Origin of the sequence: Aquimarina sp. Aq107 (assembly GCF_943733665.1) — a bacterium.
Lineage (GTDB): Bacteria > Bacteroidota > Bacteroidia > Flavobacteriales > Flavobacteriaceae > Aquimarina.
Window position 1 is genome coordinate 1,535,478 of record NZ_OX030782.1, and the last position, 21,586, is coordinate 1,557,063.

A 21,586-nucleotide genomic window follows, 5' to 3' on the forward strand; every position below is an offset into this window, starting at 1 on the left:
TTGCCAAATAAAAAAAGTCGACAATATTTATATTGTTGACTTTTTTTATTCTGTTCATTAAGAACGAATTATTTAGCCTTTAACCAATTTTCTCTTTTCAGTAAAGCTTTTTTACTTGGTTTAGAAAATTGTGTAATAATAACTTCTGGATCAACACCAAATTTTACCAAAACCTTTTTCTCAACTCCAAGTCTTCTATAGATTAACGTAGCTTTTTTGCCAGGCTTGTATTTACTGATAACGTCGTTAAATTGATCAATATCTGAAAAAGATTTATTATCAATAGCAACAATTACATCTCCTTTTGCTAAACCTACCGTATATGCTGGTGTTCCTTTTTTTACATATTTAGAAATTTCGGCATTATCATCATTGTTAAATGTAATATTTGCGCCTAAATATGCCTTTTTACTATTTGTCTTAGGGTATATCGCAACAGATCCAAGTAATTTTTTGAAATCTGGAGTTTGACTATCGTAAATATATTTTTCGAAAAAGTCATCCGCAAAAGACTCTCCAGCATATTCCCTTAGTGTAAAGAACAGGTTCTCGATAGTATAAGGGATTTCAGTTTTTCCATATTTTGTCCATACAAGTTTAAGATAATCATCTAGATTTAGATCGTCTTTATCTCTTAAGGATAGATCTAAAGCAAGTCCTAACATACTTCCATAGGAATAGTAAGATATAAATGTATTGTCTCGATTAGTCGGATCTATGGAACTAGCTGCATCAACAAAAGGAGCTTGGTAACTCATTTCAATTGGGTTGAAATATTGTAAGGCAGGAGAATTCCAAACATAGTTATATGTTTTACTTAATCCTGCAATGTATTCATCTTGTGTTATAATTCCTGCTCTACACAAAATTAAATTTGTATAGTAGCTGGTAAATCCTTCAGCAAACCATAACTCCCCAGACATGTTTGCATTTTCGAAATCAAAAGGCTCTAAAGATATCGGTCGTATACGTTCTACATTCCAAGCATGAAAAAATTCGTGAGCAACTGTACCAATATTTTTTTCCATTCCTCCATCAGCCAAACTTAATGTGCTTGTTAGAACCGTAGAATTACGATGTTCCATTCCGTCACCCGAAACCTGAGGTATATAGCTAGCTAAGAATGTGTATTCTCCGTAATCGAAATTTGGATAATCTCCAAAAACAGCTTTTTCTTGTTCTACAATCTTTTTTATTTGTTCGAAATACTGATCGGCTTCTTCCTCTGTTCCTTGATGTAGTAGAGCCAGTTTTATAGTATATTCTGTTCCGCCAGAAGCTACTTTAAATTCTTTTACTGTATGATTACTGATTTGCGCAGGACTATCCATGAAATACTGAAGGTTTGGTGCTAAAAAAGCATTACCTCCTAGCGGAATCAATTGAGTTGCAACTTTCCAATTAAGATCTTCTCTTACCTGATATGTCACTTGTACCGGACGATCTTTTAAAGTAGGTATATACATAAAAGTTGCAGGCATATTTAAGTGCGCATGAGTTTCATCAATTTGCGAATAAGTACCATCACCTCTATCAGCAAATAAAATATAAGAAACATTTAAGGTTCCATCATGACCAGAAACATCCCATTGATATGGGTTTGGTCTTGTTACGGTAACGTCTTTTCCTTTGCTGTCAGTAATCTTAACATCATAAACATTTTTTGCAAATTCATGCAAAGCATATCTACCTGGAGAAGTTCTGCTCATCCTAAGAGAAATTGTACCGCTCTCTAAATTGGTAAATACCGCATTGATTTTAGCCTCATGATGCACAGCATTTTCAAAAGAAATTTGGTATTCATTTCGTACTTGAGTATATCCTAGTTGAATAACAAATAGAAAGAAAATGGAAATAAAAAATCGAAAAGATTTCATTAAAAAGGTTTTTGGTTAAAAGATTCGTGCTTTTATCAGCGGCAAAAATAAAAATAATTTATTACCGACAGCAATTAGGGAAGTTCGAAATATTTATGGGGCTCTGAAATAAGTTTAGACCGAAGTTTAAACTAAAACAGAATTCAAAAATACAACAAACTCTTAATTGGACAAATATTACCTAAGGAAATTAGATGTTAGGTTAAAACAGTAGGTTGATTGTTGTAATTCTTATCTAAAATTGAAACATATGTTAATTTTTGTTTAACTAATAGTTTAAATAGTTAAACAATTTTGTAGCTTTGGTATTGTAAAATTTCACTTAAACTAATAATATGAGTGAGATTATTGGTTTAAAAACCTTAATAAATTTTAAAATATAATAGTAAACTAGATGAAAGTAGGAATAGATACATTAATTGAGCCTAACGGATATAATTTAAACGGGTTTTCTATTGATGAGATAGGAGATGATCATATAAGTACTGGGATGGAAACTCCTATGAAAGAAGATGCGTTCAATATATCAGATGAAGAAAAAAAGGAAAAGATCGCATTTTTATTTAAAGAAATCATGGATGTTATGGGACTCGATCTCACTGATGATTCTTTAAAAGGTACTCCTGATCGCGTTGCTAAAATGTATATAGAAGAAATTTTTTCTGGATTAGATCCTAGAAATAAACCTAAGATCGCATTGTTTGATAATAAATATAAATATGAGCAGATGCTCGTAGAAAAAAATATTACGTTTTATTCTAATTGTGAACATCATTTCGTTCCTATAATTGGAAAAGCGCATATCGCTTATGTTTCTTCTGGTAAAGTGATCGGTTTGTCTAAGTTAAACAGGATAGTTCAATATTTTGCTAAAAGACCGCAGGTGCAAGAACGATTGACCAATCAAATAGCTATGGAATTAAAAGAGATTCTGCAAACTGATGATGTGGCTGTTATTATTGATGCAAAGCATCTTTGTGTATCTTCTAGAGGGGTTAAAGATGATACTTCTGCTACAGTTACTTCGTATTATGGAGGTGTATTTAGAACATCTGAGAAAATAGCTGAATTACAGAATTATCTTAATGACTAGTTGTTTAATTTAAATTGTCTTATTAGAAGATAGTAAGTTTTATATGCATTATACAAAACAACAGATTGAAAACATGGAACGCGTAAAGCGTTTGAAAATTATAAACTCAGTTTCTGGAATAAAACCAGCAAATCTAATTGGTACAATTGATGATTCTGGAAAAACTAATGTAGCAATATTTAGTTCTGTAGTTCATTTAGGAAGTGATCCTGCGTTGATGGGGTTTATTATGCGTCCAATAGGAGAAGTGCCTAGACATACCTACGAAAATATTTTACAGAATAAGCAGTATACAATAAATCATATTCATCAATCATTTGTGAGAAATGCTCACTATACATCGGCTAAGCTAGATAAAAATGATTCGGAGTTTGTGAAATGTGGATTAACGGAAGATTTTATTCCTGACTTTAAAGCCCCTTTTGTCAAAGAAAGTCAGCTTAAAATTGGGTTAGCGTTTGTAGAGGCAATAAAAATCCCTCTTAATGGAACTATTCTTATGATTGGAGAAATACAGCATTTAATTATTCCTGAAGCAGTTATTACCGATCATTTGGATGTAGACTTGAGTCAGACCAACACTGTTGGAATATCAGGACTTAATACATACTATGCTTTAGAGAAAATTGAAGAGTATCCGTATGCTAGAGTTTCAGAAATGCCGGATTTTAAATAATATGGACTTTGGAATAGCGCGCTTAGTTTTAGATTTTTCATTATTAGTGTTGATCTTAATAGTACAATTAATAATTTATCCGAGTTTTAGGTATTTCCAGACTAAAGATTTAATAAAATGGCATTCTAGTTATACCAAGCGTATTGGTGTAATAGTAATGCCTCTTATGACTGGACAGTTGGTTATAGGTATTGTTCAGGTTTTTCAGGATTTTTCTTCCATTTATAATATTGTTTATTTGGTTTTAGTGATTGGTGTGTGGGTTTCTACTTTTTTCCAATTTGTTCCTATGCATTCATTGATTTCTAGAAATATGGTGAACAACAAAATTATTAATAAGCTTATTGTTATGAATTGGTTACGTACAGCTTTATGGCTAATGATCTTTTTGTTAAGCTTGTTTACGCATGTTTACTAATCAAATAGTATTAATGCTTTCTAGAACCTCTTAGATTTTCTTAGTCTTCTGTAGTTTTTGATTTTGCACTTCCGATATGTTTTAGTCTTGTTAAAATCCAATTGTTAGTGTATTTTTGTTTAAACTTTTTGTAAATTTATTAAACAAAATTAAATTATGAAAAAATCTAACCTTCCTACTAAAGTTTGTAAAGTATGTGAGCGTCCTTTTACTTGGAGAAAGAAATGGGAAAAAGTATGGGAAGAGGTTCAGTATTGTAGTAAAAAATGCAGAAATAATAGGAATCAATTAAAGATGACTTCTTAGAAGTTAGATGATATGATGAAGACAGGACTTGTGTGGTTTAGGAATGATTTAAGAGTTAGGGATAATTCTTCTCTTTACAAAGCAGTATCTACTAATAATAAGGTAATAGCTGTATTTTGTTTTGATCCCAGACTATTTAATTTAAATCAATATGGTTTTAGAAAAACAGAGGTATATCGAACTAAATTTCTTTTAGAAAGTGTAGTTGAGCTAAAAGAAAATTTAGCGAAACTTAATATTACGTTGCTTATATATCTTAGTCGTCCAGAACAAATTCTTCCAGAAATAATTAAAGATCATTGTGTAGATACTGTGTACCTCCAAAAAGAATGGACTAGAGAAGAGATGATAGTTTCAGAATCAGTAAGGACTGAGCTTAATGAAATAAAAGTAGGTTGGATCGAATCTTATGATCAATTTCTTTTTCACCCAGATGACATTCCTTTTGATAAACAGGAAATACCAAAAGTGTTTACTGTTTTTAGAAAGGGATGTGAAAAACTTGTAGTGGTTAGGCCAGAAACTTCGATGAAGCCATTATCACCGGATAATTTGTTAATTAATTTAACTGAGATACCTTCATTAAGGATGTTGGGTTTTAACGATTTTCCAGTTGATTCTAGAACAGCATTTCCTTTTCTTGGAGGCGAGAATCAAGTTTTACAAAGAATTGAGGACTATTTCTGGAATAGTAAAAACATATCATTTTATAAAAAAACAAGGAATGGTTTGGTAGGAACTGAATATAGTTCAAAACTTTCTGCTTGGCTTGCAAATGGATCTATTTCTCCTCGTACTATTTATCATCAAGTGATGAATTATGAGGCACAAGTAGAAAAAAATCAGAGTACATATTGGCTTGTTTTTGAACTTATTTGGAGAGATTTTTTTAAATATATTTCGCTGAAGCACGGAGATGATCTTTTTAAAATAGATGGGATTCTTCATAAAGAGTATTCTTGGTCTAAAAATAAAGAAAGTGTTAATCGATGGATTCATGGAGAAACGGAAGAGCCATTTGTAAATGCTAATATGATCGAACTATATCATACTGGATGGATGAGTAATAGGGGTAGGCAAAATGTGGCATCTTATTTTGCAAAAGAGCTAAGATTGGATTGGAGAATTGGAGCAGCATATTTTGAGTCTTTATTGATTGATTTTGATGTTCATAGCAATTATGGTAATTGGCAATATGTTGCCGGAGTAGGTAATGATCCGAGGGATCGAAAATTTAATATTAAACTGCAATCGGAACGGTATGATCCCAAAAATAAATTTCAAAATCTTTGGTTACAACCAACCTTATTTTAACTTATGAAACTACGTTTATTACTTGGCGATCAACTAAACTATAATCACTCTTGGTATAAGAATGAACAAGATGATGTTTGCTATTTTATGGCAGAAATGCGGCAGGAAACAGATTATACAATACATCATATTCAGAAAGTTGTTGGTTTTTTTCAGAGTATGAGAAACTTTAAATTATGGCTAAAAAGTAATAAACGCAATGTTGTTTATTACGAGTTGGATCATAATGATAATCAACAAAATCTAGTAGAGAATTTAAAACAAATAATTGCTAAGAAGAATATAACAAAATTTGAATATCAGCTTCCGGATGAGTATAGATTGGATATTCAACTGAAAAATTTTTGTAATGAATTATCAATAGAAACAGAGGTTTTTGACACAGAACATTTTTTAACCTCTAGAACAGATTTATTAGACTTTTTTAAAGGTAAAAAGCAATACATGATGGAATACTTTTATCGTAATATGCGAAAGAAGTATGATATTTTGATGCTTACTAAAAAAGATCCTGAAGGGGGGAAATGGAATTTTGACCAAAGCAATAGGAAAAAGTGGACAGGAAAGCCAGAGATTCCAGGCAAAAAAGATTTTTATAAAGATGTCAGTGATATCGTAGATGGTATTAGTAAATCCAATGTCAAGACTATAGGTAATATTAATAGTAAAGAGTTTAATTGGCCGACATCAAGAGAAGATTGTTTATCTCTTCTAACGTATTTCTGTGACAATCTACTCATGTATTTTGGAGATTATCAGGATGCAATGCATCCAGAAGAAAAGTACTTGTTCCATAGTAGACTCTCTTTCGCAATGAATAGCAAGATGCTTCATCCAATGGAAGTTATTACTACGGTAATTGATTATTGGCAAAATAATAAAGATAATATAGATATATCTCAAGTAGAAGGGTTTGTTCGTCAGATTCTGGGTTGGAGAGAGTATATGCGCGGAATGTATTGGGCAAAAATGCCAAATTATAAAAATCTAAATAAACTAGATAATCATAATAGACTTCCGTCTTTTTATTGGACAGGAGAAACTAAGATGAATTGTATGCGTTCTGCTATTAAACAAAGCCTCGACGATTCTTATGCACACCATATTCAACGGTTAATGATTACAGGTAATTACGCTTTATTAACAATGACGAATCCTGATGAGGTTGATCAATGGTATTTGGGAGTTTACATTGATGCAATAGAGTGGGTAGAAATTACTAATACCCGTGGAATGAGTCAGTTTGCAGATGGAGGATTGGTAGCTACTAAACCATATGTTTCTAGTGGAAGTTATATTAATAAAATGAGCAATTACTGTAAAGGTTGTCATTATAAAGTAGCTAAAAAGCATGAAAATGATGCTTGTCCTTTTAATTCTCTTTATTGGAATTTTTTAGATGAAAAACAGGCGTATTTTAAAAATAATCAGCGAATGTCCATGATGCTTAATTTATTACATAAAATGGATAGAGAAAAATTAAATAAGCTTAAGGAGAGAGCTAATCATATTATAGAAAACCCGGATGAGTACTAATAAAGAACATATCAATATAGTTTGGTTTAAGCGTGATTTGAGATTGCAGGATAATGAGGCGATATATAATGCCATTAATACCAATTGTCCAACATTATTATTATATGTATTTGAAAATTCACTTAAAGAAGATAAACACTACAGCGAACGACATTGGAATTTTATAAAGCAATCATTACAAGATTTAAATAATCAGTTGTTAGTTTATAATACAAAAGTGTTATGTGTGTCTTCAGAAGTTATTCATGCGATTGGAACCTTACAACAATTCTGGAAAATAGACCACGTATTTTCGCATCAGGAGACTGGTATCCGATTAACCTATGAAAGAGATAAGGCATTTTCGAGATTTTGTAAAAACAACCTAATTGATTGGAAAGAAAACACGAATAATGGTATACACAGAGGATTAAAAAATAGAGAAAATTGGAGGGATGATTGTGAGCATTATATGAATCAACAACCGTTTGAGTTTGATCCAAAACCTACTAGTTTTATTGCTATTGAAAAAATCTTAGAGCTTGAAAAAGTTTTTAATGTTGTTGATTTAGATACTTCATTAGATTATAATTTTCAACAAGGTGGAACCACAAAAGGGTATGAATATCTAACCTCTTTTTTTAAAGGTAGATACAAAAATTATAGCTTTCATATTTCAAAACCAGAATTAGCACGTAGAGGTTGTAGTAGATTGTCTCCTTATATAGCTTGGGGGAACCTTTCTATTCGGCAGATTTGGCAATATGCTGTTCATCAAAGAGAATTATTAGGAGATAAAAAGCAAATTGATGCTTTTACATCTAGATTACAATGGCAAGTACATTTTGTTCAAAAATTTGAAATGGAGGACATTATGGAGTTTGAAAGTATCAATAAAGGATATAGGAAATTAAAGAAACAAATTTCTGACACGTATCAATTAGCTTGGAAAGAAGGTAAAACAGGATACCCTTTGGTAGACGCATGCATGCGTTGTTTAAACGAAACAGGATATATTAATTTTAGGATGCGTGCTTTGGTAGTTTCATTTTTTACGCATAATCTTTGGCAACCATGGCAAAATGCAAGTGCTCACTTATCTAGTATGTTCTTAGACTTTGAACCCGGGATTCATTTTCCACAATTACAGATGCAAGCTGGTGAAACAGGTATTAATACACTTAGAATATATAATCCAGTCAAAAATAGTATAGAGCATGATCCAGATGGGGTTTTTATAAAACAATGGGTTCCAGAATTAAAGAATGTTCCCATAGCTTATATCCATGAGCCGCATAAAATGCCTCCTATGGAACAACAGTTTAACAATTTTGTGTTAGGAGAAGATTATCCTTTTCCAATAGTAGATATAGATACCACTAGAAAAAGAGCAAGTGATACTTTGTGGAGTATGAAAGAAGATGCTTTAGTTAAAAAAGAAGGATATCGAATATTGAAAAAACATACATTACCGAATAGAAAAATTTAGATAAATATGCAAAGAGATTTAACAATACGAGATATTGATAGAATTATTGAAATGGCTTGGGAGGATAGAACTCCATTTGATGCTATTCTCATGCAATTTGGATTAAAAGAACAGGAAGTGATTACTTTCATGCGCAAAGAAATGAAACCATCAAGTTTTAGGATGTGGCGTAAGAGAGTGCAAGGGAGAAAGACGAAACATCTTAAAAAACGTACTTTTGAAGATGGAAGATTTAAATGTTCGAGACAAAAACAGATTACACATAATAAAATTTCAAAAAGATACTAATGAGCGATAAAAAACCAGATCAGGTAGTTTATAATGAAGAAGAGAAAAGGTATGATGCGGCATTAAAACCTTATGCCACAGGTGTAGGCGCTCCTGTTATTACAATTCCAGATACTGTAGCTTGGAAAAACACAAATGTGCATAAGGTAAATAAGCAGGTAAAAGCAAAATATGATGAATTAAAGGCGCAGTATGATGTTTTGATGGAGCAATTTGAATACAATAATTTAATTTATAATGCTAAGTTTACTTTTGAGCCAATAGTTGGAGAGGTTTATCATTTATATAGAAATATAAAAGAAGAATCATTCTTATCTATAATTGCTCCATCAGAGTGTAGTTTTGATCATTTGGGAACTTTTAGGCTTAATGCTGATAAAATGTGGGAACAGTTGTAATAAATGTATAGTTATGATTTGTTGTTGAAAAAAAATGATGCTATTTTATTTTATCACAAGAAATTTTCCAAGTTGGATAGATAATTTTTTCCGTGACATCAACCCATTCTCCAATCCATTTATATCCTGTTTTGGACGTGTCATAAAAGGTCAATCGATAGTAGCCTTTAGTTCCATTTGGGGCTACTTGGTCTTTATATAAAATTATTTTTTCATTTTTTTTATTTCCCTCCCAAACAGGGAAAATCGTGGTAGGTGATTTAGAGGAATAATAGTGAACATACCATTTACTGCTATCGGCTATAAATTGTCTGATACTACCAGAGTGTCCTCCATCTTCTTTTATTGTTTCATCCTGGATAGCCATTCCGTTCATAATGTATTTAAATGTCCAAGTCATATTAACAGGGGTTCCCCAACTTTGATCCTTTTTGCGTACGATAGATTTGCAATTACAAACACCAATCATAGGTTCAAAATCTTTAATTTGTTTTGGAGCTTTAGGATTTGCCTGACCATATGGAAATTCTGGTGAAACACCATAATCGTATTGTGCTGTAAGTGCAATGGGAAATATAATTGCTAAAATGAGTATAGAGCATTTCATGATTTCTATTTTTTGTTGATATGCTCAAATCAATGAAAAAAAACAATGCTGAATTGTAACAATGCAGGGGAACTATTTGTTTTTGCAGTAAACTTGGTTAAAGAATTCTAAATTTAGAACTTAAGAAAGAAATTGCTTTACCTTTTTAAGGTTACTTTTTGAAATAGGGATAGCAATATCTTTAGAGATTATTAGTTTTGGGCTACTTGAGAGGTTTAGTTCTTTGATAAAATCCATGTTTACAATTGATTTTCTGTGTACTCTTAAAAAATTAGGCCCTAATTTTTCTTCCAGACTTTTTAATGTGCTTCGCATCACGTAGGTGTCTTTGTCGTTGGTGTGTACTTTTACACAATAATCATCAGCTTCAATCCAATGAATATTTGAAGTTGGAATAATTTTACGTTTATTTCCTATTTTAATGTTAAGAACGGTGGTTTTGTCGTCTACTTTAGAGATTAATTTCTGATATAAATGTTTGTTGATTTTTTTAATTTCAGATAAACTCTGAACTTTTATTTGTAATTGTTCATTCGAAAAATGTAAATGAAGAATAATTGTTATTGCAAAATAGCCTAATGTGTAAATAGGAGTTTTTTGAAAAACAAAAAACGGTAAATATTCGGTGAGTAGTAATTTGATAGAAAAAGAGTCTTCTGATCTTAATTGTTGTAATAATGCAATAGTTAAAATACAAATCAGAACTAATCCAAATATTGTAAAAACATAGTATAAGATATCCGCAATGGTATTTTTTTTATCTGTTTTTTTTGTTTTTACAAGTTTAATAAGTGCAGATGAAAATAGTATCCAAATTATCCAACTATAGAATTGACTTTTTAATAGGTCGTAAAATGTTGTATTAGGAGAAAGGTTATATCTTTTTATATAATAAAGCTGTTGTGATGTTTCAAATGTTATAGCAATTATCAATATTAGAAATATGATAATCAAACTTCTTCTAGGGTTTGTTAATTTTAGAATAGTTTTTTTCATTTGATTTTCATTTCTATTATAAAGCCTAATTTTGTTTTTTCTATGTTATTTTAATGATCAAGAGTTTAAAATTAAAACTATTTTTAAAAATTGAAATAAAAAAACGCCTCATCGTAAGATGAAGCGTTTTTTGCGGAGAAAGAGGGATTCGAACCCCCGGAGGTGTGACCCTCAACAGTTTTCAAGACTGCCGCATTCGACCACTCTGCCATTTCTCCAGTGTTTAGTCTCATCAGGTATTCCCTGAATGCGGGTGCAAATATAGTACCTTTTTTCAATTCTAAAAAAAAAATGTAAAATAATTTCAGGATATTTCTTTTAAGAAAATATTCACTATTCGATCTCTCTCTAAATCTGTATATTGCATGGAGTTATAAAAAAGAATTAAATGAAAAATATTATAGTTGTATTTGGTTTGCTACTACTGCTATATTCGTGTGGTAGTTCACAAAAATCGTCAAATACAGATAGCTCCAATTCTAAAGAAGTTAAGTTAGATGTAACAGCATATGCAGAGACTATTACTTCAGGGGAACTTAAAGATTATTTATTTACGTTTGCCGACGATAAGTTTGAAGGAAGGGACACTGGAGAGCCAGGACAAAAGAAAGCAGCAGAATTCTTAAAAGAACAATATAAACGAATGGGTATTTCTTCTCCATTGGATGACGATAATTATTATCAAGAAATACCTGAAAGTTATTTTAGAGGAGGTATCAAATCCTCAGAAAATGTATTAGCGTATATAAAAGGAGTAGAGAAGCCGAATGAAATAGTGGTGATATCTGCTCATTATGATCATGTAGGTGTTGATAGTGACGGGAATGTATATAACGGAGCAGATGATGATGGTTCAGGAACTGTAAGTATATTAGAGATTGCCGAGGCATTTGCAAAAGCTGCTAAAAATGGACAAGGACCTAAAAGATCTATATTATTTTTGCATGTAACAGGAGAGGAAAAAGGTTTATATGGATCAAAGTTTTATACAGAAAATCCGATTTTTCCATTAGAAAATACTGTTACAAACCTTAATATCGATATGATAGGGCGTATTGATAAAGATCACGAAGAGAAGGATAAGAATGATTATATTTATTTAATAGGAAGTGATAGGTTGAGTACTGAATTGCACAATATAAGTGAAGAAGTAAATAAGGAATATACTAAGTTAAATTTGGATTACACTTATAATGCAAAAGATGACCCTAATAGATTTTATTATAGAAGTGATCACTATAATTTTGCAAAAAATAATATTCCTATAATATTTTACTTTAATGGGGTTCACGAGGATTATCATAAGCCTACAGACACTCCAGATAAAATTGAATATGAACTTATGACCAAAAGAGCACAATTAGTTTTTTATACAGCTTGGGAAGTAGCAAATAGAGAAAAAAGACTTATTGTAGATGGTATAGGAAAAGAGTAGTTTTTCTATAAAAAAAAATACTTAAAAAATAAAAAGACTCTGTAAATACAGAGTCTTTTTTTTAAAAGGGTGGAAGATCGGTTTCGAACCGACGACCTCCTGAACCACAATCAGGCGCTCTAACCAGCTGAGCTACAACCACCATTTAATTTCGGCTGCAAAAATAAGGTATTTCTTGCTTTCTGCAAAAGAAAAAATGAAATTATATTAAATCAAAAATGGAATTCACTGCAGGATAGCGTTCTACGGTATACCCTTCAGCGTATTCAACTCCTATTATTCTTCCTAAATCTGCTGCACGATATCGAACACTTTCTTTAAAATTCTTACTAGAGATTGGAGTGGACGGAGCATCATTGGTAGCATCATAAAACTGAGTCTTATATGCTAATACACTTTCCATTTTTTTATCCATATATCCACTAATATCTACAACAAAATCTGGTTCTAGGATTTCCCATTGAATATAGTGATATACTTTTTTAGGTCTCCAAGCTTCTTGTTTGTTACCATCAATAGAAGTTTCTATTTTTCGCAAACCAGATAGGAAACAGGCATCACTTACTAGTTGACTTCCTTTTCCGTGATCAATATGTCGATCTTTAATAGCGTTACAAAGAACTACTTCTGGACGATATTTTCTTAGTATTTCAATAATTGCTAATTGATGAGCTTCGTCATTCTTAAAAAAACCATCTCTAAAGCCTAAATTCTCCCGAACTGATACGCCTAAAACAGCCGCCGCATCTTTTGCTTCTTGATCTCTTGTTTCTGCAGTACCTCTGGTACCAAGTTCACCTCTGGTAAGGTCAAGTATTCCAACTTTTTTTCCGCTGTCTACTTCTTTTGCTACTGTTCCAGAGCAACCTAATTCTACATCATCTGGATGTGCTCCAATAGCTAGAATATCTAATTTCATTTTAGTGTTCAAATTCTAAGATCTTTATTTTTTTTAGTGCTTGTTCGATATCTGCTATGAGGTCTTCTGTTTCTTCAATACCCACACTAAATCGAAGTAAACCATCATTGATTCCTTGGTGTTTTCTTTCTTCTTCAGTTAATAATGCATGAGATGTTAGGGTAGGAGACAGTATTGTACTTTCTACTCCCGCGAGACTCATAGAGCTTTTAATTAATTTTAATTCTTTTTGAAATTTACTAGCGTCAAGCCCCTCTTTCAATTCAAAAGATAGCATTCCCCCAAATCCTTTCATTTGACTTTTGGCTAATTTATAGTCTGGATGAGATTTCAATCCAGGATAATATACAGCTTGTATATCATCATGTTTTTCTAACCATTTGGCCATCTTTTTGGCATTTTTGTTTTGTTGCTTTACGCGTAATCCTAACGTTTTAATACTTCGTTCTAACATCCAAACTGTGAAGTCACTTAAGCTACCTCCAAAGTTTTTTGCTAGATGAAAAATTTGTTCCATGTTTTTTTCAGAAGAAACAACTGCGCCAGCTAAAATATCACTATGACCTCCTAAATATTTTGTAGCAGAATGTATTACAATATCAATTCCTAATTCTATGGGGTTTTGATTTACAGGAGAAGCAAAAGTATTGTCTATCATTGTTGTTATACCTTTTTCCTTTGCTAATTCGGCTATTGCTTTTATATCGGTTATAGTTAAAAGAGGATTAGAGGGAGTCTCAATATAAATAACTTTAGTGTTTTCTTTTATTTTTTCCTCAAAGCCATTAGCATCTTGAGAATCTACAAAAGAGTATTCTATTCCATATTTACTAAATTCCTCATTTACCAGATTTGCTGTTCCGCCATACAATGTTCTTTGTAGTACAATATGATCTCCTTTTTGTAAAAATGCAAATAAAGCAGTACTAATTGCGGCCATACCACTCCCAAAAATTAAAGATGCTTCTCCTTTTTCTAGCTGTGCTATTTTTTTACATAATGCTTCCTGATTAGGAGTATTAAAGTAACGAGGGTATCTTTTGATATCTACGTCTTCAAAAGCATAGGAAGTAGATAGATAAATAGGAGATATTGCGCCTTTAAATTGTTTGTCTTCAATTTCTCCAACGTGGGTGCAGATGGTATTAAAACCTTTGTTTTTTGAGTTCATGTCTGTTTAGTAAGCTTGAATTATTGCTCTAAAATAATATATTCAAGAATAATAAGAATAAGCTTTAACAGAATAAATTATGTATACTAATTGAAATCTAACTTATGTATTTCACTTTAGAAATATTCTTCATAATAGTTTGGAAGAATTGTTGCGTATCATATGGTTTTATGATGACATCATTCATGCCTACGGATAATGCCTGATCTCTAATTTCCCCTTCTTCTACAGCAGTAAGTGCTATTATAGGAATATGAGAATTAAAAGTTCTGATAACGGTTGTAGCATCTAATCCATTCATTTCTGGCATATTAATATCCATTAAGATTAAATCAAAACTTTCACTTTTTACCATCTCTATAGCATCCATACCGTTACTAGCCAAGTTACAAGTATAACCTTTCTTTTTTAAGATATTTTGAGTAACAATTTGATTAATTTTATTATCATCTACAATTAAGATATTAAAATTGGTAGTTCCTATACTAATGCTTTCACCAGTTTGGGAGGTACTATCTTGTGCTTTAACAGCTTTTTCGTAACTTAAATCAAATGTAAATTCTGATCCAACACCTTCTTCACTATTAATAAAAATCTCACTGTTATGTAGATGAATTAATTTTTTTACAATTGCTAAACCTAATCCCGTTCCTTCGTATTCTTGGTTTTGATTTTTTACCTGAGCAAAATTATCAAAAATAGTCTCCTGCTTACTTTTAGGGATTCCTATACCATCATCCTTTATAATAAAACGTAATTTATGGATATCACCTTCTAAACCTTGACTTTTTACTTTAATCCAGATATTTCCATTATTCGTAAACTTAAGTGCATTACCAATCAAGTTTATTAATATTTGTGATAGTCTAACCGAATCTCCAAGAAGTGTAGTTTTGATATTTTTGTCAATGTCGATATGAACAGTATTACTATTGTGCTTTTGTTTGGAGTGCAATGAATTTACAATTCCTTCGATTAGAGACCTTATGTCAAAAGAAACTTTTTCTAATTTTACTTCATTAGTTTCTATTTTACTTAATTGTAAAACATCATTGATTAACGCCAATAAATAATCTCCCGAGAATTTAAGAGATTCTAAATATTCGTTTTTCTTTTTTTCTTCAGGGTGCTCCATTAATAATGAAGTAAGGCCAATAACTCCATAAAGAGGAGTTCTTAGTTCATGACTTACTGTGGATATAAATTGAGACTTTAATGTAGAAACTTGCTCAGCGGTTTCTTTAGCGTTTACTAATTCCTTATTTTTCTCTATAAGGTCATTATTAAGCTTTTTCTTTTGTAGATTGTTTTTGTATGCGCTAATTAAAAAAGCAAGAGAAATTAATATAAGAACAACTCCAAGAATTGTAATAATATGCCATTTTATTTCTTTAGAATAGTTTTTAGCATCTTTTTTATTAGCCTGCTCAACTTTATCTCTCATCTGATCAACATCATTTTCTACGATGGCTCTAAGTAATTCTATCTCTTTGATTAAATCTTCTGATTTAGAAAGATGCTCATAATGTTTTTCTAAAAATGGATTTGCTAGTTCAAACTCTTTTTGCGCTTTAAAAATTTTATATTTTGTATGGTAAGCTGTTGCAAGTTTTACATGGAATGTGGATATCAATCTTAGATTCTTATCAGATTTATGGATATCAATTTCTTCTTCAGCAAAATTTATAGCGTTATCTACATGTTCAGTTGCTCGCTCATACCTTCTAACGCGTAAGAAGTACTTTCCGAGCAAATTACTTAACTTAATTTTTTGTGTGCTTTCTATGTTTAATTCAGAACCTATAATTGCTCTTACCTTTGTTAGGTACTTATCACTAGTTTTATAGTCATTATTATCTATATAATGTTCTGCTAGATTTAATAAAGGTTTTACCATTTTTACAGTATCCTTTATTCCTCTGGCGATATCGTGACTTTGTTGAAAACGTTCTACACCTTTATGCCTCGTTTTATCATTTTTGATATAGAGGGTTCCTAAACTATTTAATAATTTGGCTTTTAGTTTGCTACTTTTAGCACTAGCAGCATAAGTTAGTGCAGTAATATAATTGGTAATAGCTTCACTTTCTTGTTCGTTTAACTCATGTATTTGAGCGATTAAATCGTAAATTTTAGCTAAGCTTTTATCGTCATTGTTGTATTTGGCACTTTTAAGAGCTGCATTCGCTTTTTCTAAAGCTTGCTGGTATTTATATTCTTCTAAGAATTCTTCGGCCCTTTCAATATATAATTGGATACTATCAGTATCAAGAATAGATTGAGCAAAAGTGTTTATTGAAGAAAACACTAAAAAGGCTAATATAGTATGTTTAATAAAGTTCCTCAACTTTTAAATCTCTAGGCTAAGTTTGTTTAGCGAAAATACAAAAATAGATCTAACAAAGTGTAAATCATCGTGTAAAAAGGACAATTTATCCGTAATTTATGTAAGGTATTTTGCTTTTTTGTAAGAATTTATATAAATACATGAAGGAATTGAAGTGTATTAGAAAAAACTATCAACATATAGAAAATTAAAATTATCTCTTAATATATGTTGATTAATGAGATGTATATTTGCCACTTCAAAAAATAATTAATCACATTTTAAAAAACAAAAAATGGCATTTGTAGGTAAAAAATTCCCGAATTTAAACGTTGATGCAATGAACGATATGGGAGATACTTTCAAACTTAACGTATTGGAAGAGGCTAAAAATAATAACAAAAAAGTTTTATTATTCTGGTATCCAAAGGATTTTACTTTTGTTTGTCCAACTGAATTACATGCTTTTCAAGAAGCACTTGCTGAATTCGAAAAAAGAAACACAATTGTTATAGGAGCTTCTTGTGACACTCCAGAAGTTCATTTCGCGTGGTTAAATACTTCTAAGGATAATGGTGGAATTGAAGGTGTTACGTATCCAATATTAGCGGATTCTAACCGTAATCTTTCTAATACATTAGGAATTTTAGATATTACTAACGAAACTTATAATGAAGAAACTGGAGTAGTAACTGTAGAAGGTGATAATGTTACTTATAGAGCTACTTACCTTATAGATGAAGAAGGTACAGTTTTTCATGAAGGAGTTAATCATATGCCAGTTGGTAGAAACGTAGCTGAGTTTTTGAGATTAATTGATGCTTATGCTCACGTTCAGAAAAATGGCGAAGTATGTCCTGCAAATTGGGAAGAAGGAAAAGATGCTATGTCGGCTAATAGAGATGGAGTAGCTTCTTACTTAGCTTCTCACTAAGAAATAATAGTTTGAAAACTTCTTCAAAACCCATGTTTTGGAGAAGTTTCTTTTATAGTTTTATAAATTATGGTTCAAGAATTAACAACGGATAACCTTTCTGAGGTAATAAAAGATAACAATACAGTAGTAGTTCAGTACTCTGCAACTTGGTGTGGAAACTGTAGAATTATGAAGCCTAAATTTAAAAAATTAGCTTCAGAAAAAAATGATACCGCATTTGTTATAGTGGATGCTGAAAAAAATCCTGAATCTAGAAAGATGGCTACAGTGGATAACCTTCCTACGTTTGCCACTTTTAAAAATGGAGTTTTTGTAAATCAGGTTCAGACAAATAAGTTTGACATTCTAAAAGAATTAGTAGATGAAGTTGCCAATAATTAAACACCTTACCTCTTTTATTGAAGAAAACGATGAGGATTTTGTGGTAGAAACGATTGAAACGTTAGAAACTCTTACGGAAGTTCCTTCTCTAAAAGATGAAGAGTTAGATGTGATAGGAGAGTTGATTTCTAATATGTACGGAGCTATCGAAGTTAATAAAATGATTAAGGATGGTACCCCTAAAAAAGAGGCGCTAAATAATTTTATGCAGCGAGTTATGGGATCTATTGATTCCTAAAAAAGATTGCTTTTAAATATAAAAAAAACCACTCATCATTAATGATGAGTGGTTTTTTTTATATTTAAGAATAACCGATATGTGTTAATCTTTTACAAATTTTAAAGTCCCCTTTTTGTTTTTGAAAGATCCAAAATAGACTCCTTTAGGTAATTTAGAAATGTTTATTCTTGTTATGTTTTCTGTGATCGAGATTTCCATTAATTGTTGACCTACAAGATTATATATTTGAAGCGTTTCTTTATTGTCAAATTTCCCATCTAAAATAATATTATCTTTAGCTGGAACCGGGTAGAGCGTAATACCAGTTTTCTCAATGAAATCTTCTGTGTCAAGTGTGTTATTATCTACGGTTAGATTAAAAGTACAAGTGACAGAAGTGTTTCCGGTTGCTGTTATTGTTATTGCATGAACACCTTCTGGTAGTAATGTGCCTGCTATTGGGTCTTGAGTAATGCTGGCATTACATCCTGTATTAATAGCATTGGCCATAGGAGTATAATCTTGGACTGTATAAGACGAACTTCCAGCGTCTGGAGAGACAGATTGATCTTGTGGACAATTAACTACAAGATCAATTGCGGGCATTGTATATCCAGTTGTTGTAAATTCAGTTGTAAATACATCAACATCTGCACAACTATATCCCATGTCTATTGCTGCTTGTCTAACAGCAATAGCAGCATTTTCTTGATTAGTAGAACTATTTGTCATTCCTAGTCCTTCTAAAAAAGCCTTATCTGTTTTCTCTCTACCAATAACATCAAAAATTCTCATCAAACTAGTTGCCCAAATTTGCCCATTATTGTGATTAAAACCAGTGATAAGATCATTAGGGTATTGAGCAGAATAATTAGTTGATCTTCCACCCCAGAATTGATTATGACCATCCCATCCAAAAACAAAATGATAAGAAGCATCGGTTGATTGCCATTGTCCTAAGCTTCTTTTATATGACTGCGCCCAATAATCTCCACATCCTTCGCTTAAAGCTTCTACTTGTGATAAAGAACCGTTAGTAATCCAATCGTGTAATCCGTGCCCTAATTCATGAAGAATAACATCAGCATCCTCTGCGTCATCAACTCCTCCTTCTCCAAAATTTAATTGACCACCACCATATGAGGAATTGTCAGCTCCATTAAAGCTACTAGGATCATATTCTAAAACTCCGTTATTAAATAATGATACTAAATCAATACCAAGTGTTTCATTAATATAACGCAGACTTTTATCTAAATGGTAATAACAGTTTACAGCTTCAAAACCATCTTCACTTCTGTTAAAATTAAAATTTGAATTTGCTTGAGTGAATAGCCCTTTAGAAGGTGCCTGAAGATCCGCAATTTCTACATATGGTCCTTTTAATCTATATACGCCATTAGTTAGAGTAATATCTTTAAGTACAACAGATGTGCGAGCCGCATCTAACTGTGCGTTAGTTGCATCATTATTATCAGCATAATTCCCACCATAAGTTTGGCCCGTTGCAGATAAAGGGTCTGGGTCAAATATCATTCCTGATCCTTCTACCAGAAATGAAGCAGCTTCATTTTTCTTCTGATTTTGAAGATCTTTTGCTATGCCTTTATCATCTTCATTACGATCAAGAGTAGTATTTTTTTTATTAATAAATTTAAAATTATGTTCAATATCTATGTTTTGTGATTTTAATACTTCTCCTGTTTGCGCATCTACAATTACTTCCCAATACCCAATTGGAGTGGTTGCTCTAATTTTATTAACATAAACTAGTTTTGTGCTACCCATTTTGTTGTACACGTATAATTTAGATTCTTCTCTAGAAAAGTACCCTTTAGCATCTATATGTGCCTTGGCTATATCTAACGCAGATGTTTTAAAAACAACTGGTGTAGTACTTATTTTAGCTACGTTTATATCATAATTATCAGCTACATGGGTAACTTTGTTTTTTTTAGAAACATGTATAGTTAGCTCAGTATCATAAACTGGAATGTTATTGATAGTTTGCTGATATCTTAATGTGTGGCCAGATAAGCTCGTTCTAGAAGCTCTAAGCATAAGATTATCATCTATAGCAATTTTGAGAGTTGCTTTATTCTCATTGATCCATTCCCGTGCTATTTCTTCGGGTGTCTTTTGAGCATTAACTAAAGAAAATAGTGTGAATGCAAATAGCGTTAAGATATTGGTTTTTCTCATAGTGAATAAAGGTTTGTGTTATTATAAAAACAATTATTCTGTTTAAAACCCTAAAAATTTTTTTATTTCTCCTGTTATGTGTAAACTTGAAGTAAAAATAAACCTACCTAATTTTTAGGTACAAAAACACACAAAATGGCAGCAATAACACTAGGTGGAAACGCAATACATACAAATGGAGAATTACCTAAAGTAGGTGAATCAGCTCCGGATTTTGAATTGGTAAATACAGATTTATCCGTATCCAAACTTTCAGATTATAAAGGTTCAAGAGTTGTTTTGAATATTTTCCCGTCAATTGATACTGGAGTTTGTGCAGCTTCGGTTAGACAATTTAATAAAGAGGCTAGTAATTTATCGAATACTAAAGTTCTATGTGTCTCCCGAGATTTACCATTCGCGCAAGCTAGATTCTGCGGTGCAGAAGGATTAGAAAATGTAGTTAATCATTCTGATTTTAGAGATGGTAAGTTTGGAAAAGATTATGGATTAGAAATAGTTGATGGTCCAATGAAAGGACTTCACTCAAGAGCTGTAATTGTTGTTGATCAAGAAGGTGTTGTTGTGCACGCAGAACAAGTACCAGAAATTGCACAAGAACCTAATTATGCTGAAGCTATAAAGACATTAGCATAAAAATTAACTATGAGTAAATTCTCAACGTTTATTGTTGGTAGATTACGTGGTTGTGGATATGCGATAAAAGGTGCGCTAATACTCTTAAAAACAGAACCAAGTATACAAGTACAGGCTGTTATCGCAATTGTGATGACAGCCCTTGGCTTTTATAATAATATCACAGGAATAGAATGGATATTACAAACCTTTGCAATTGGTCTTGTTATGAGTGTCGAAGGAGTAAATACAGCCATAGAAGCAATTGCAGATTTTATACATCCTGATTTTCATAATAAAATTGGATTTATTAAAGATATTGCAGCCGGAGCAGTATTTATTGCTGCAATAACGGCGGTTATTATTGGTTGTATTATTTACTATCCATATTTATTCTAGAAAA

Annotated in this window: 22 protein-coding genes and 2 tRNA genes; 15 read left to right on the plus strand and 9 right to left on the minus strand. The window is 31.6% G+C overall.

Translation table 11 applies throughout. The features are described 5' to 3' along the window. Positions 1–68 precede the first annotated feature (68 nt). Positions 69–1,877 carry a M61 family metallopeptidase gene (locus tag NMK29_RS06210; RefSeq protein WP_108803064.1) on the minus strand — a complete coding sequence of 603 codons (1,809 nt, stop codon included), beginning with the start codon at positions 1,875–1,877 and terminating at the stop codon, positions 69–71. Between the two features lie 394 nt (positions 1,878–2,271). On the opposite strand from NMK29_RS06210, the gene folE reads away from it, so the two are divergent. The 9 genes from folE (at position 2,272) to NMK29_RS06255 (ending at position 9,374) form a co-directional block, all read left to right on the plus strand. Continuing rightward, a complete protein-coding gene (folE, locus tag NMK29_RS06215) occupies positions 2,272–2,970 on the plus strand; it encodes a GTP cyclohydrolase I FolE (RefSeq protein ID WP_108803065.1) in 699 nt (232 codons plus the stop codon). Positions 2,971–3,043: 73 nt separating this feature from the next. Next, positions 3,044–3,646: a flavin reductase family protein gene (locus NMK29_RS06220; protein WP_234424247.1), complete on the plus strand. Its 603-nt coding sequence runs from the start codon at positions 3,044–3,046 to the stop codon at positions 3,644–3,646. A gap of 1 nt (position 3,647) precedes the next feature. After that, complete coding sequence (locus NMK29_RS06225; RefSeq protein WP_108803067.1) at positions 3,648–4,064, plus strand: hypothetical protein; 417 nt, start codon at positions 3,648–3,650, stop codon at positions 4,062–4,064. Between the two features lie 156 nt (positions 4,065–4,220). Beyond that, positions 4,221–4,370, plus strand: coding sequence for a DUF2256 domain-containing protein (locus NMK29_RS06230; protein ID WP_108803068.1), 150 nt, complete (start codon positions 4,221–4,223; stop codon positions 4,368–4,370). Between the two features lie 15 nt (positions 4,371–4,385). Beyond that, positions 4,386–5,684 carry a DASH family cryptochrome gene (locus NMK29_RS06235; RefSeq protein ID WP_108803069.1) on the plus strand — a complete coding sequence of 433 codons (1,299 nt, stop codon included), beginning with the start codon at positions 4,386–4,388 and terminating at the stop codon, positions 5,682–5,684. A 3-nt stretch (positions 5,685–5,687) separates the two neighbouring features. Then, complete coding sequence (locus tag NMK29_RS06240) at positions 5,688–7,220, plus strand: cryptochrome/photolyase family protein (RefSeq protein WP_108803070.1); 1,533 nt, start codon at positions 5,688–5,690, stop codon at positions 7,218–7,220. Further along, complete coding sequence (locus NMK29_RS06245; RefSeq protein WP_108803071.1) at positions 7,210–8,688, plus strand: cryptochrome/deoxyribodipyrimidine photo-lyase family protein; 1,479 nt, start codon at positions 7,210–7,212, stop codon at positions 8,686–8,688. The genes NMK29_RS06240 and NMK29_RS06245 overlap by 11 nt, the downstream gene beginning before the upstream one ends. 6 nt (positions 8,689–8,694) lie before the next feature. After that, positions 8,695–8,976 carry a TIGR03643 family protein gene (locus tag NMK29_RS06250; protein ID WP_108803072.1) on the plus strand — a complete coding sequence of 94 codons (282 nt, stop codon included), beginning with the start codon at positions 8,695–8,697 and terminating at the stop codon, positions 8,974–8,976. Beyond that, complete coding sequence (locus tag NMK29_RS06255; RefSeq protein WP_108803073.1) at positions 8,976–9,374, plus strand: DUF2452 domain-containing protein; 399 nt, start codon at positions 8,976–8,978, stop codon at positions 9,372–9,374. Before NMK29_RS06250 ends, NMK29_RS06255 begins: the two co-directional genes overlap by 1 nt. Positions 9,375–9,414: 40 nt before the next feature. On the opposite strand, the gene NMK29_RS06260 is transcribed toward NMK29_RS06255, so the two are convergent. From NMK29_RS06260 to NMK29_RS06270, 3 genes are all read right to left on the minus strand, one after another. Beyond that, the gene (locus NMK29_RS06260; RefSeq protein ID WP_108803074.1) at positions 9,415–9,981 is read right to left on the minus strand and encodes a hypothetical protein; all 567 of its coding nucleotides are present in this window, start codon (positions 9,979–9,981) and stop codon (positions 9,415–9,417) included. A 120-nt stretch (positions 9,982–10,101) separates the two neighbouring features. Beyond that, the gene (locus tag NMK29_RS06265) at positions 10,102–10,977 is read right to left on the minus strand and encodes a LytTR family DNA-binding domain-containing protein (RefSeq protein WP_108803075.1); all 876 of its coding nucleotides are present in this window, start codon (positions 10,975–10,977) and stop codon (positions 10,102–10,104) included. A 133-nt stretch (positions 10,978–11,110) separates the two neighbouring features. Continuing rightward, positions 11,111–11,195, minus strand: a tRNA-Ser gene (locus NMK29_RS06270). A gap of 170 nt (positions 11,196–11,365) precedes the next feature. Here NMK29_RS06270 and NMK29_RS06275 point away from each other — a divergent pair. Further along, positions 11,366–12,412, plus strand: coding sequence for a M28 family metallopeptidase (locus NMK29_RS06275; RefSeq protein ID WP_108803076.1), 1,047 nt, complete (start codon positions 11,366–11,368; stop codon positions 12,410–12,412). Between the two features lie 67 nt (positions 12,413–12,479). On the opposite strand, the gene NMK29_RS06280 is transcribed toward NMK29_RS06275, so the two are convergent. The 4 genes from NMK29_RS06280 to NMK29_RS06295 form a co-directional block, all read right to left on the minus strand. Further along, positions 12,480–12,555: transfer RNA gene (locus tag NMK29_RS06280), tRNA-His, on the minus strand. A 59-nt stretch (positions 12,556–12,614) separates the two neighbouring features. Next, on the minus strand, positions 12,615–13,331 hold the full coding sequence (gene bshB1 / locus NMK29_RS06285; RefSeq protein ID WP_108803077.1) for a bacillithiol biosynthesis deacetylase BshB1: 717 nt from the start codon (positions 13,329–13,331) through the stop codon (positions 12,615–12,617). Between the two features lies 1 nt (position 13,332). Then, positions 13,333–14,502, minus strand: coding sequence for a PLP-dependent aspartate aminotransferase family protein (locus NMK29_RS06290; protein WP_108803078.1), 1,170 nt, complete (start codon positions 14,500–14,502; stop codon positions 13,333–13,335). A gap of 97 nt (positions 14,503–14,599) precedes the next feature. Continuing rightward, positions 14,600–16,849 carry a response regulator gene (locus tag NMK29_RS06295; RefSeq protein WP_159092186.1) on the minus strand — a complete coding sequence of 750 codons (2,250 nt, stop codon included), beginning with the start codon at positions 16,847–16,849 and terminating at the stop codon, positions 14,600–14,602. A 274-nt stretch (positions 16,850–17,123) separates the two neighbouring features. On the opposite strand from NMK29_RS06295, the gene NMK29_RS06300 reads away from it, so the two are divergent. The 3 genes from NMK29_RS06300 to NMK29_RS06310 all read left to right on the plus strand — a co-directional run bounded on the left by NMK29_RS06300 (position 17,124) and on the right by NMK29_RS06310 (position 18,384). Continuing rightward, positions 17,124–17,762, plus strand: coding sequence for a peroxiredoxin (locus tag NMK29_RS06300; RefSeq protein ID WP_027392864.1), 639 nt, complete (start codon positions 17,124–17,126; stop codon positions 17,760–17,762). A gap of 69 nt (positions 17,763–17,831) precedes the next feature. Further along, positions 17,832–18,146 carry a co-chaperone YbbN gene (locus tag NMK29_RS06305; RefSeq protein ID WP_027392863.1) on the plus strand — a complete coding sequence of 105 codons (315 nt, stop codon included), beginning with the start codon at positions 17,832–17,834 and terminating at the stop codon, positions 18,144–18,146. Then, positions 18,127–18,384 carry a hypothetical protein gene (locus NMK29_RS06310; protein ID WP_108803080.1) on the plus strand — a complete coding sequence of 86 codons (258 nt, stop codon included), beginning with the start codon at positions 18,127–18,129 and terminating at the stop codon, positions 18,382–18,384. Before NMK29_RS06305 ends, NMK29_RS06310 begins: the two co-directional genes overlap by 20 nt. 84 nt (positions 18,385–18,468) lie before the next feature. Here the strand turns inward: NMK29_RS06310 and NMK29_RS06315 are convergent, their stop codons facing one another. Beyond that, entirely contained in the window at positions 18,469–20,568 is a 2,100-nt protein-coding gene (locus tag NMK29_RS06315; protein WP_108803081.1) for a T9SS type A sorting domain-containing protein, read from the minus strand. A 135-nt stretch (positions 20,569–20,703) separates the two neighbouring features. On the opposite strand from NMK29_RS06315, the gene tpx reads away from it, so the two are divergent. Both tpx and NMK29_RS06325 read left to right on the plus strand, forming a co-directional pair. Next, positions 20,704–21,204 carry a thiol peroxidase gene (gene tpx, locus NMK29_RS06320; protein WP_108803082.1) on the plus strand — a complete coding sequence of 167 codons (501 nt, stop codon included), beginning with the start codon at positions 20,704–20,706 and terminating at the stop codon, positions 21,202–21,204. Positions 21,205–21,213: 9 nt separating this feature from the next. After that, on the plus strand, positions 21,214–21,582 hold the full coding sequence (locus tag NMK29_RS06325; protein WP_108803083.1) for a diacylglycerol kinase: 369 nt from the start codon (positions 21,214–21,216) through the stop codon (positions 21,580–21,582). Positions 21,583–21,586: the final 4 nt, after the last annotated feature.

What these genes read in the sequence shown, in the direction of transcription:
- NMK29_RS06210 (WP_108803064.1), bottom strand. Translation starts at nt 1,877, where the DNA reads ATGAAATCTTTTCGATTTTTTATTTCCATTTTCTTTCTATTTGTTATT.
- folE (WP_108803065.1), top strand. Translation starts at nt 2,272, where the DNA reads ATGAAAGTAGGAATAGATACATTAATTGAGCCTAACGGATATAATTTA.
- NMK29_RS06220 (WP_234424247.1), top strand. Translation starts at nt 3,044, where the DNA reads ATGGAACGCGTAAAGCGTTTGAAAATTATAAACTCAGTTTCTGGAATA.
- NMK29_RS06225 (WP_108803067.1), top strand. Translation starts at nt 3,648, where the DNA reads ATGGACTTTGGAATAGCGCGCTTAGTTTTAGATTTTTCATTATTAGTG.
- NMK29_RS06230 (WP_108803068.1), top strand. Translation starts at nt 4,221, where the DNA reads ATGAAAAAATCTAACCTTCCTACTAAAGTTTGTAAAGTATGTGAGCGT.
- NMK29_RS06235 (WP_108803069.1), top strand. Translation starts at nt 4,386, where the DNA reads ATGAAGACAGGACTTGTGTGGTTTAGGAATGATTTAAGAGTTAGGGAT.
- NMK29_RS06240 (WP_108803070.1), top strand. Translation starts at nt 5,688, where the DNA reads ATGAAACTACGTTTATTACTTGGCGATCAACTAAACTATAATCACTCT.
- NMK29_RS06245 (WP_108803071.1), top strand. Translation starts at nt 7,210, where the DNA reads ATGAGTACTAATAAAGAACATATCAATATAGTTTGGTTTAAGCGTGAT.
- NMK29_RS06250 (WP_108803072.1), top strand. Translation starts at nt 8,695, where the DNA reads ATGCAAAGAGATTTAACAATACGAGATATTGATAGAATTATTGAAATG.
- NMK29_RS06255 (WP_108803073.1), top strand. Translation starts at nt 8,976, where the DNA reads ATGAGCGATAAAAAACCAGATCAGGTAGTTTATAATGAAGAAGAGAAA.
- NMK29_RS06260 (WP_108803074.1), bottom strand. Translation starts at nt 9,981, where the DNA reads ATGAAATGCTCTATACTCATTTTAGCAATTATATTTCCCATTGCACTT.
- NMK29_RS06265 (WP_108803075.1), bottom strand. Translation starts at nt 10,977, where the DNA reads ATGAAAAAAACTATTCTAAAATTAACAAACCCTAGAAGAAGTTTGATT.
- NMK29_RS06275 (WP_108803076.1), top strand. Translation starts at nt 11,366, where the DNA reads ATGAAAAATATTATAGTTGTATTTGGTTTGCTACTACTGCTATATTCG.
- bshB1 (WP_108803077.1), bottom strand. Translation starts at nt 13,331, where the DNA reads ATGAAATTAGATATTCTAGCTATTGGAGCACATCCAGATGATGTAGAA.
- NMK29_RS06290 (WP_108803078.1), bottom strand. Translation starts at nt 14,502, where the DNA reads ATGAACTCAAAAAACAAAGGTTTTAATACCATCTGCACCCACGTTGGA.
- NMK29_RS06300 (WP_027392864.1), top strand. Translation starts at nt 17,124, where the DNA reads ATGGCATTTGTAGGTAAAAAATTCCCGAATTTAAACGTTGATGCAATG.
- NMK29_RS06305 (WP_027392863.1), top strand. Translation starts at nt 17,832, where the DNA reads ATGGTTCAAGAATTAACAACGGATAACCTTTCTGAGGTAATAAAAGAT.
- NMK29_RS06310 (WP_108803080.1), top strand. Translation starts at nt 18,127, where the DNA reads ATGAAGTTGCCAATAATTAAACACCTTACCTCTTTTATTGAAGAAAAC.
- NMK29_RS06315 (WP_108803081.1), bottom strand. Translation starts at nt 20,568, where the DNA reads ATGAGAAAAACCAATATCTTAACGCTATTTGCATTCACACTATTTTCT.
- tpx (WP_108803082.1), top strand. Translation starts at nt 20,704, where the DNA reads ATGGCAGCAATAACACTAGGTGGAAACGCAATACATACAAATGGAGAA.
- NMK29_RS06325 (WP_108803083.1), top strand. Translation starts at nt 21,214, where the DNA reads ATGAGTAAATTCTCAACGTTTATTGTTGGTAGATTACGTGGTTGTGGA.